The sequence below is a fragment of the Thauera sp. ZXT1-4 genome (assembly GCF_052598215.2).
Map to the genome: position 1 here is coordinate 429,671 of NZ_JBQWSN020000001.1, position 10,499 is coordinate 440,169.

At 63.6% G+C, this 10,499-nt stretch carries 5 protein-coding genes and 2 tRNA genes; all 7 read right to left on the minus strand.

Features of this window, described 5'->3' with window-relative positions; genetic code table 11:
* Positions 1-46: 46 nt before the first annotated feature.
* The 7 genes from ACUH78_RS02040 to ACUH78_RS02070 all read right to left on the minus strand — a co-directional run bounded on the left by ACUH78_RS02040 (position 47) and on the right by ACUH78_RS02070 (position 10,458).
* Positions 47-3,172 carry an efflux RND transporter permease subunit gene (locus ACUH78_RS02040; protein ID WP_445332411.1) on the minus strand — a complete coding sequence of 1,042 codons (3,126 nt, stop codon included), beginning with the start codon at positions 3,170-3,172 and terminating at the stop codon, positions 47-49.
* The gene (locus ACUH78_RS02045) at positions 3,169-4,368 is read right to left on the minus strand and encodes an efflux RND transporter periplasmic adaptor subunit (protein WP_435750623.1); all 1,200 of its coding nucleotides are present in this window, start codon (positions 4,366-4,368) and stop codon (positions 3,169-3,171) included. The genes ACUH78_RS02040 and ACUH78_RS02045 overlap by 4 nt, the downstream gene beginning before the upstream one ends.
* Before the next feature lie 296 nt (positions 4,369-4,664).
* A tRNA-Arg gene (locus ACUH78_RS02050) sits at positions 4,665-4,741 on the minus strand.
* A 54-nt stretch (positions 4,742-4,795) separates the two neighbouring features.
* Positions 4,796-4,872: transfer RNA gene (locus ACUH78_RS02055), tRNA-Arg, on the minus strand.
* A 656-nt stretch (positions 4,873-5,528) separates the two neighbouring features.
* Positions 5,529-6,533, minus strand: coding sequence for a CDF family Co(II)/Ni(II) efflux transporter DmeF (dmeF, locus tag ACUH78_RS02060; RefSeq protein ID WP_435750625.1), 1,005 nt, complete (start codon positions 6,531-6,533; stop codon positions 5,529-5,531).
* Positions 6,534-6,539: 6 nt separating this feature from the next.
* A complete protein-coding gene (locus tag ACUH78_RS02065; protein ID WP_418362798.1) occupies positions 6,540-6,818 on the minus strand; it encodes a metal/formaldehyde-sensitive transcriptional repressor in 279 nt (92 codons plus the stop codon).
* A 358-nt stretch (positions 6,819-7,176) separates the two neighbouring features.
* A complete protein-coding gene (locus ACUH78_RS02070; protein WP_445332410.1) occupies positions 7,177-10,458 on the minus strand; it encodes an EAL domain-containing protein in 3,282 nt (1,093 codons plus the stop codon).
* Positions 10,459-10,499: the final 41 nt, after the last annotated feature.

The following is a 10,499-nucleotide window of genomic DNA, read 5'->3' on the forward strand; positions in this document are numbered from 1 at the left end:
CATTTGGCAAAGGGGGCGCAGGCCCCCTTTGTTGTAGAGCCCGCGCTCATGCAGGGCCGGAGGTGCTCGCGGTGGCGACTGACCTGCGCATCGCCATCCAGGCGCGCGCACTCTCGAGCAGCGACAGCAATGCGGGCACGAAGAAAAGCACCAGCAGGGCCGAGAAACCCAGGCCGAATGCGATCGAGGTCGCCATCGGGATGAGGAATTGCGCTTGCAGGGACCGTTCGAACAGCAGCGGCGTGAGGCCTCCGATCGTGGTCAGCGAGGTCAGCAGCACTGCCCTTAGCCGGCCGCAGGATGCACCCACGAGCGCATCGTGCAGGCTTGCGCCCTTGTGTTGCAACTCCTTGAACAGCGACACGAGGATGATCGAGTTGTTCACCACGATGCCGGCGAGGCCGAACAGTCCGAACATGGACAGGATCGTCAGGTCGATGCCCAGCACCCAATGGCCGAAAATGGCGCCGGCCAGCCCGAGCGGAATCGCCGACATCACCACCAGGGGCCAGGTCCAGGACGAGAAGGACCACACCAGGACCAGGTAGATCAGGCCGAGGCCCAGAACCAGTCCGTCGCGCATGTCGGCCATGGTCTCGCGCTGGTCGGCGGAGCGCCCCTCGAAGCTGAAATCGAAATCGTAGCGTTCGGCAAGCGCAGGCAGTGTGTTGCGTTCGAGTTCGGCTTGCACGGTGTTCGCGTTGCTTACGCTCGGATCGACGGCAGCTGAAACTTCCACCGCGAGCCGCCCTTCTGCATGGCGCAAGGCTTCGAAACCCCGCCGAGCCTCCCAGCTCGCGACCGTTGCCAAGGGAACGAATCGCCCATCCGGGAGGCGGACGGTGATGCGCTCGAAGACGTCCAGGCGATAGCGCTCGGAACGCGGCAGCATCACGCGTACCTCGAGTTCGTCGCGCCCGACCTGCACCAGTTGTGCGAGCGCACCGTCGAATGCCGCGCGCAACTGCTGGCCCAGGCTCTCGGTGGTCAGGCCGAGTGCCTCGCCGGCTGGTGTCAGCCGGTAGATGAGCTGTTCGCGGCCATAGGGCATGTCGTCCTCCGTCTCGCTCACGCCGGGGATGCTGCCCAGGGTTTCCGCAAGCTCCAGTGCCGCCGCCTTCAGGGCGTCGGCATTGTCACCGGTGAGCCGGATGTTGATGTCGCGCCCCGGCGGGCCTGACTGCCGCGCAGTGAAGGTCAGCAGTTCGAGCCCCGCCACCGGCGGCAGCTTCTCGCGCCACTTTGCCAGGAAGTGCTCGTTGCGCACCTCGCGCGCGTCCGGCGGGGTCAGCTCGACCATGATGCCGGCGAGCTGATCGCCACGCGCACTGCTGCCGGAGCCGCTGCTGATGGTGCCCCCCAGTCGCGCCACCGCGGTTTGGATGAGCCCTCCGCCAAGTTCCGCCTCGGCTGCATACAGAGCCTGCTCAAGTTGGGCGAGGAAGGCTTCGGTGTGCGCGCGCGGCGTGCCCGCGACGAACGTCGCGTTGGCGAAGACGACCTGACCCTCTGGCGTGGGAAAGAACACGAAGCCGATGCGCCCCCCGACGATGAGCCCCACCGCGAGCACCATTGCCGCCAAGCTGATCGCCACCGTCGCACTCCGCCAATGCAGCGCGCGCTCGACCAGGCGTCTGAAGGGGCCGTCGCGAAAATGTGCGAACCCCGCATCGAGCCGATTGCGTAGCGCGGAATGCTTGAGTGCCGCGTCGCCGGCAAGCGCTACGCGCAGGTGCGAGGGCAGGATCAGGAAGCTCTCGAGCAGGGAGGCGGTGATCACTGCGACCATCACGAACGGGATGTCGCCAAGGATGTTGCCGATGATCCCGCCGACCATCATCAGCGGCAGGAAGGCCGCGACTGTGGTGAGCGAGGCTGCGACCACCGGCCAGAGCATGCGACGGGCTCCTCCGAGTGCGGCCTGGGCGGGGCCTTCGCCCATGTGGCGGTGGGTGTCCGCATCCTCGCTGACCACGATGGCATCGTCGACGATGATGCCCAGCGCCATGATCAGCGCGAACAGGCTCATCATGTTGATCGTGCCGCCCAGCATGAACATCATCGCCAGCGTGGCCAGGAAGGCGGTGGGCACCCCAACCATGACCCAGAACGCGACTCTCGCAGGCAGGAAGAAGTACAGTACGGCGACCACCAGCAGCAGTCCGGAGACGCCGTTGGCGACGAGCAGTTCGATACGGTCACGGATCAGCTGCCATTGCGCGTCGAATACCTCCAGCCGGATCGAAGGTGGAAGGGCGGGGCGGGTCGTTTCGAGCCAGGTGTCGAGTACCCGGGCGGCCTTCAGGGAATGGCCCGTCTCGCTGCGTTGCAACTGAAGTTCGACCACGGTGTCGCCGCGCTCGAACAGGGCGAGTTCGTTGCTGCGCGGCTCGCGCTGGATGCGGGCGATTTCACCGAGGCGGACGAGCCCGTGCTCATCGCTGGTGACGGGCAGAGAGCCGAAGGCCTCGGCGGTGCGCCGTTGTTCCAGGCCGCGAATTTCGCGCGCGCCGTCGGCCTGCCCTGCAATGCCTGCGGGGACATCGCGTGCAAGCTGGTTGATCCGGTCGCCCACCTGGACGAGCGACAGGCCGAGCGTTTCCAGCGCCGCGGACGGAATCTCGATGGCGATGCGCTCCTCAGGCAGGCCCGTGATCGTCACGCGATCGATGCCCGCCGCAAGCAACTCGCTCTCGAAGCGCCGCACCCACGGCCTGAGCTCCTCCACACTGCTGCCGCGCACGAGCAGCCGTGCAATCGGCTCATAGCGGGAGACCCGGCTGACTTCGGGGGTTTCCGCGTCGCGAGGGAGGTTGCGGAACTCATCGACGCGCTGACGGACCTGGTCGAGCGCGGTCAGCGCTTCGGTGTCCTCCTCCAGTTCCAGGGTGATGCTCGATACCCCCTGCGCCGACGTGGAGCTCATGCGTTTCAGGCCGTCCACGGTCTTGAGCCGCTCTTCGAGCGGTGCCGTGATCCCGGCCTCCACGTCTTCCGCCGCGGCACCGCTCCACACCACCCGCACGGAGATCACGTCCAGTTCGAAGGTGGGGAAGAACTGCACGTTCATGCGCGTGACGCCGAGAACGCCGAGCACGAAGGCAAGCAGCATCAGCACGTTGGCGGCAACCTTGTGTCCCGCCAGGCGTTCGAGCAGGCTCACATGCTTCATTGTGTCGCCCCGTCGCCGACCACCTCGACTGCCAGGCCGTCGATCGCATGCGGGAGGTGGGTGCCGAGAATGCGCTGGCCGTTGGCCAGAAGCACTCCCTCGTCGCGCGGGCGAACGAGCAGGGTGAGCACGTCGCCCTCTCGTCGCTCACCGGCGCGGATCACGGGCAAGGCACGCAGTCTGCCGCCGTCGATCAGATAGAGGCGATCGCCTCCGTGCAGGGCTGAAGGCGGTACCGCAAGCACCTGCGTGGCGACGGGGCGCTCGAGTACGGCGTTCACGAAGGCCCCGATCGGGACGCGGCTGGCGTCCTCCAGCCTGAGCAGGACTTCCACTCCGCGCGCATCGGCTTCGCCGCTGATGCGCTCCAGTCTTGCGAGGAGGGGGGTGGTACCGAACGCCGCGTGTGCTTGCAGCGCCTTGCCGCCCGCCAATGCCGCACGTAACTCCTCGGCGTAGATTGCTGGCACCCGGGCGCGCAGGTAAAGGGCGTCCGATGGATAGAGGCTGAGTATGGTCTGCCCTGTCTGCACCTGATCACCGGCCGCCACCTCCACCCGCCCGATCCGCGCAGGAAAGGGGGCAGTGATCGCCCCGCGTGCGGCATCGCGCTGCATCTCCAGCAGCTTCGCCTCCAGTTGGGCAAGCCGGGCAGGGTGTTCAGCAATGGCCTGCTCGCGCTGGGTAAGGGAAAGACGCACGCGGGCGAGCTCTTCCCAGGCTTGATCAAGCGCGCTCTCCGCCCCCAGGCGGGCATTCTTCAGGCGTTCGAAACGCTCTACCTTCGCCTGCGAAAGGCTGAGCAGGGTTCGCTCCTGCTGGATCGCCCGTTGATCGTGCTGGTGCCGGATGCGCTCGCGTTCGACCTCCGCAGCGGCTTGTGCAACGCGAGGTTCGAGGTCGCTTGGATCCATGCGGGCGAGCACCGTCCCTGCCTCGACCCGGTCGCCGTCGCGCACCCGCACCTCCAGCAGCCGCCCGCCGACCGGCGATGCAGCGCGCACGCGATCAGGTGCTTCGATGCGACCGTACAGAACCAAGGTCGGCGCAAGGTCAGTCGGCGTGAGCGCGTGCGCCTCGACACGCCACACCCGTTCGCGTGCCTCGACCGTGGGGGCCGCGGGCTTGGTTGCGCGCAGAAAGGCGAAACCCGCAATCGCCAGGAGGAGGATGAGCAGGGGGAGGGCGCGACGCATGGTGGGGGCCTTGGGTCTGTCGTTTTTTATTAGAGGGCGCTTATTTTAGGCCTTTGATGCGCCCAGCGCGAACAGCTTCGTTTCCGGGGCAGGATCGAGGTGGCGCGACGGCGTGAACGGTCCGGTTCTTGAGCGGCAGGGATTGCGCAGGGGGGCGGATTCCGTTGCCGCAGCGCGCAGGGACACGGCCAGGTCGGGCGTGCAGAGCCCGATGCGGATGAAGGCGGGCAGAAAAGGGCGCGGCTTGCGTCAGATGGACGAAGGGCCCGGTCCATGGACCGGGCCCTTCTGGTGTCTGGCGCGCCCGGAAGGATTCGAACCTCCTACCCCCTGGTTCGTAGCCAGGTACTCTATCCAGATGAGCTACGGGCGCGTAGCCGAAATCGTTTTAAGCCTGAAATCGGAAAGGCTTTTTCACAGTGCGTTGTGGCGCGCCCGGAAGGATTCGAACCTCCTACCCCCTGGTTCGTAGCCAGGTACTCTATCCAGATGAGCTACGGGCGCTTTGTACTGCGTCACTGCGAAGGAGCGGCATTATAACGACAAACGCCACGACTTCAAGTGTTTCGTGGCGAAGACGGTTGGAATGGATGAGTCAATAAACTTTCGCATAAAAAACAATCGTTTACTGATATAAATCGATTCCGTGTATCACCATCTTGTTACACCAGAACCAACAGCGGTCGCCACTATGCCAGCTATGGCGCCCTGACGCAAGCGCTTCCTGGCTGCGGCTTCCTGGGCGCCGCTGGGTCGTATCGTACGCGCCCACGACGGAGGCCGAGCGACGTCCTTCACACGTATTGCCGGCGATTCATGCAGTATGCCTGGCAGCACGGAGGGGAGGATTCAATCCTCTTGGCGGGTGTCGCCCTGGCCGTCATCGTCGCCGACCACTGCATCGACGCCCGCAACTGCGATGTCGACTGTGGTCTCCACTGCACTTGCCGTAACGCTGACCGCGGTCGCAGCTACCGAAACGGCGGCCCCGGCAACGGTAACAACCGCGCATCCGTGCAGTCCGAAAGCAAGCAGCAGAGCGGAGATGAGCGGGCCCGCCCCGAGCCGGCGCGCGCAGGGTGGTGCCGAAGCGCAGTCGTCCTGATCAGATGGCAGCCGAGCGCTTCTGTGACCGTGGTGATGGAGTAGGGGAGAGCGCCTCATCCACCCGCTCCGGCAAGGTTTCCCTGCAGGCCGTCGCGGTGATGAATCTCGATCGTGGAGTGGACGATCTCCTCATGCACTGCCAGCCGCTCGCGTATCGCCTCGGGGGTGAGTCCGGCATCCTTTGTGACCACCGCGATCGCGCATGAGTATGCCTCCTTGCCAACGCGCCAGACATGAAGGTCGGTGATTCGCGTATCGCTCGCCTCCGGGCCGGATTCGACCACTTCGCGTATCTCGGCGACGACCGGGTGATCCATCTCGCGGTCGAGTAATACCCTGCCGGTCTCCACGAGCAGGCCCTTGGCCCAGATGGCGACCAGCACTGCACCGACGATGCCCATCACCGGATCCAGCCAGGACCATCCGTAGATCCACCCCCCGACGAGTGCCACGATAGCCAGCACGGAGGTGGCCGCATCGGCGATGACGTGAAGGTAGGCGGACTTCAGGTTGAGGTCGTGATTGTGGCGTTCGCTGCCGTGATGAGGATGATCGTGCCCGTGCGGGTGGCCGTGCCCGTGGTGGTGATCATGCCCGTGATGATGCGCCTTGCCCAGGATCAGCGCGCAGACGAGGTTGACCGCCAGGCCCAGGATGGCGACCGTGACCGCCTCCTTGTACTGGATGGGTTGCGGCGACACGATGCGTTCGATCGAACCGATGACCATCATCGCGGCCACGCCGAGCAGGAAGATGGCACTGGCAAAGCCGCCCAGGATCTCGATCTTCCAGGTCCCGAATGCGAAGCGGGGATCCTTCGCGTAGCGTCGCGCAGCCGCATAGGCCAGCGCGGATAACCCAATTGCGAAGGCGTGCGAACTCATGTGCCAGCCGTCCGCCAGCAGCGCCATCGAGTTGAACCACCAGCCGGCGGTGATCTCGATGACCATCGCCGCTGCGGTGATCCACATCACCACCCAGGTGCTGCGTTCGGCAAGCGCGTTTCCGGTATCGAAGACGTGTTCGTGCGTCCAGGCCGAGAGGTTGTCGGTATGCATGGGGGGTCACTTGAGATAGGTGCGCAGGACGCCGATCAGCTCGTCGGCGCCCTTGGTGCGCTCGGCGGCGTCGGTGATTGCCGGGTCTGCGATGTGGGTGCGAACGTGCTCCTCGAGTACCTCCGCCATCAGGCCATTGGTGGCGCCGCGCACGGCGGCGATCTGGTGCAGGATCTCGGCGCACTCCCTCTCGGCCTCGAGCGCGCGCTCGAGTGCTTCGACCTGGCCGCGTATCCGTCGGACACGGGCCAGCAGTTTGGTCTTGTCACGGATGGTGTGGCTCATGTAAGAACGCGATAGATAGTATAGGGGGGTAGGGTATTCAAATAACGTGGTTCTGTCCAGGGGCAGCGCTGGGCGGTGCAGAGCGGGGAGGTCAGTCCCAATCGGAGTTGCAGTGTGCAGATGCGCAGGACAAGGGCAATCACGTCAAGCGGACGATCAGCGAGTAGGTCATCCTGTCATTTGCGCCGCTGGGTTTGAGCCAGGAGCTTGAAGAATGTTGCTCGTGCAAACGCGCGGAATCCTGAGACTGTTTCAGGAGCCCGACGACACCGTCGAGACGCTCGCCGGGTTGGTTCGGCGGCTGGAAACAGTGCTGAACCAGACTTGACGTCCACCTGAAGTGGTCCGCAGCCATGTTTCATCGATCCTTGGCTGCATGTGCAGCGATGAAGGCATAGCAAAACGGCGGATCGTCGGCAAGGTCGAAGAAGCTCAAATTGCGTTTCTGCCGGGCAGTGAGATCAGCGTTGATTCGGTCATGGTCGAGCGTTAGCAACACCATGCCCCAGTCCGTGAAGGTACGTCGATGCATGGGGCCTTCCGCCACGATCCGAAAATCACGATGCCGAACATCGCTGCGGATGCGTTCGCTCAGCGCCAGTACGGTTTCCTTTGTGCCTTCAAGGAGTTGAATGAACTCCCCATTCTTGTATAAGAGGGAGCCGGAGATGCCATCCCGCCGATTCCTCTGCTGGAACTGGAGCATCAGCGCAGAAACGTCATCCTCGGACATGGGCTGGGTGCTACGGCTCACGTAGATCAGGAAATAGAGCCCCGTTTCGGCAGCGCCGCCAGGCTGGAGGATCTCGTGTTCGAACGTTTCGACAAAGGTCTTCTCAGCCAGGGGGCGGTGGAAGAAGTAACCCTGGATCATTTCGCAGCCGTAGGTGCATAGCTCCCGCCTCTGGCCGGCGTTTTCCACGCCTTCTGCGACCAGTTTCAGGCCCAGGGAACGCCCGATTCCGATGACTGCGCGGATGATGGTCCGGCTCTCCTCGTTCTTCTCGATGCCGTCGAAGAAAGCTCTGTCGATCTTCAGGACATTGACCGGCAAGCGGGTGAGCTGTGCAAGCGACGAGTAACCGGTTCCGAAGTCATCGACCGCCACGCGCAGACCAATATCCGCAAGACGACGGAGGATGCGCAGGTTCGCCTCGACGTCGGCCATCAGCGATGTTTCGGTGATCTCGAGCAGCAGGCGTTTCGGGTCGGCGCCGGTTTCAAGCAAGATCGCAGAAAATTCATCCACCAAGGTGGGCTCGTTCAACTGGCGAGCCGAGATATTGACGGAGACGTACGGGGCCGCCTCACCCCAGCGGTGCCGCCATTCTGCTTCGGCGCGACACGCTTCCCGGAAGACCCACAAGCCGATCGGTACGATGGCGCCAGTCATCTCCGCAATGGGGATGAAGGCCGCAGGCGAGATTGCACCGCTGTCCGGGTTCCAGCGCAGCAGCAACTCGGCGCCCGCAATGCGCCCTGTCTCGGCGTTGACGATGGGCTGAAACAGGGCGGAGAGCTCCTGTCTTTCGATGGCGGTGCGCAGACCGTTGATGATGGTGAGGCGCTGTCGAGCCTGCTCCTGCAGCGTTTCGCTGAAAAACTGCCAGCCATCGCGGCCGCGCTCCTTGACCGTATACATCGCGGTGTCGGCGTAACGCAGCAAGTCGTCCGCAGAATGGTTAATACCGTTGCCGATGGCAACGCCGATGCTCCCCGACACGAAAAGATCCGAGCCCCGAAAAGGTACGGGCTGACGCACGATGTCGTTCAATCGAGCGGCAAGCACGGACATGTTGATGGGCTGCTCGACCTTCTCGCAGAGGATGACGAACTCGTCACCTGCAAGGCGGGCAACGGTATCGCCGGGGCGCACCTGCTCAAGCAGCCGGCTGGCGATCGCCTTCAACAGTTCATCGCCCGCTTCATGGCCGTGGGCGTCGTTGATCAACTTGAATCCGTCGAGGTCCAGGAACAACAGCGCGATGCTCTCACCGCTGTGTCGTGAGCGTTGCAGGGCGTTGCACAGGCGCTCGTGGATCAAGGCCCGGTTCGGCAGTCCGGTCAGGACATCATGGGTGGCGCGGCGGGTCAGTTCCTCCTCCGCCCGCTTGCGCTCGGTGATGTCGCGCATGGTGACGACCAGTAGCCCGACGTTGCCATCGTGAAACTTTGCAATCGAAGCTTCGAGCGGGAAAAAGCTGCCGTCCTTGCGGTAGCCAATGACTTCATTGCGTCCGCTCATCCTGCGCTCGTTCTCGGCGCTATCTACAAAGGCCCTCAGGAACTCCGCATGACGCTGCCGGAGGTGGGGCGGCAGCAACTGGTGGACCGACATGCCGACCAGCTCATCCTCGAGATATCCGAAGAGGGCTTGCGCGCTGCGATTCGACTCGCTGATGACGCCGTCGTTGTCGGTCGCGACGATCGCCATGTCGGCGATTGAGAGGATATGTTGGGCGGCATCGACGCGTCCCCGTGCTCGAACCATCTTCTCGGCGAGGTTGCCTGCCAGAGTGGGGGATGGTGGGGACTCCCTGAGCACGACGGGCTGAGCTGGGGTCCGGTATCGATCGGGTATCTGCGGCGGGATCTGGCCGAAATTCTGGATGATCCTGAAGCTGCCGTCGGCACTGCAGCAGGCCAGAACACTGTTGACCTTCGCGTGATGCGTGGCAGCGTCCATTTCCACAACGCCTTGCGGGCCGCTGACAGAGACGTGCTCAAGCGCACCGACCAGTGCATCGGCTGATACGCTGCCGGCGGCCACAGCGGCGCGGGCGAACGCGTGCACGCACAGGTATGCGCCTTCACCGAGATTGGTCAGTACGCCATTGCCATCCGGCCAGATGCCGGTAATGCCCGGCTGTGCTGCGAGTTGCTGGAGGTAGTTTCGGTTGGATGTGGTCTCCAGTGACATGAAGTACGTATTGCTGGAGTAGAGCCCCTCGCGCACTTCGGGTGCAAGCTGGCTTGCGAGCATCTCGTCGAAGTGGCCCATCACCACCGCCATGCGCCGTTTCAGTCCGGCAGCCGCAAATCGCGTGAGCAGGGTCAGCTGATCCTGACCGGCAAAATAGGGCACAAACACATCCGCGCCAGAGCGGGCAACTTCGGCCAGCAAGTGATCGATTTCCTCGATACTCGCGCCCAGGGGAAGGTAGCGCTCCCCGACAACGTCGCCATCCAGCGCCTGAAGCGACCGCTTTGCGGCGTCGACAGATCCTCTCGGCCATTCGTAGTTATTGCCGGCAAAAAACATCTTCAGACCGAAGCATCGCGCCATGAAGGGGATCATCTTGTCGATCTGCTGATTCGGCAGCGCGGCAAAATTGAAAAAATACGGGCTACTGATGCTTCCTTCGTAAAACGAGAAATTCAGCAGTGGAATCTGCCTGGGCTCGGCGATCTGGGTTGCAACGGCAATGCGGGAGTTTGACAGCAGGTTACCGATGAATGCGACGCAACGATGTTCGTCGACGAGCCTCGCGGCCGCTTTCAGTGCGGTGTCCGGCAGGCTGCCATCGTCCTCGATGACCAGCTTCAGCGGCCGGCCAAGGACGCCACCGGTTTGATTGATTTCTGCGCAGGCGATGCGGGCGGCAGCAATAATTTCTCGGCCGTAGTGTAGGGAGCACATAAACTGTCCGGACTTGTAGCACGTGATCTGTCCGGTTTCAT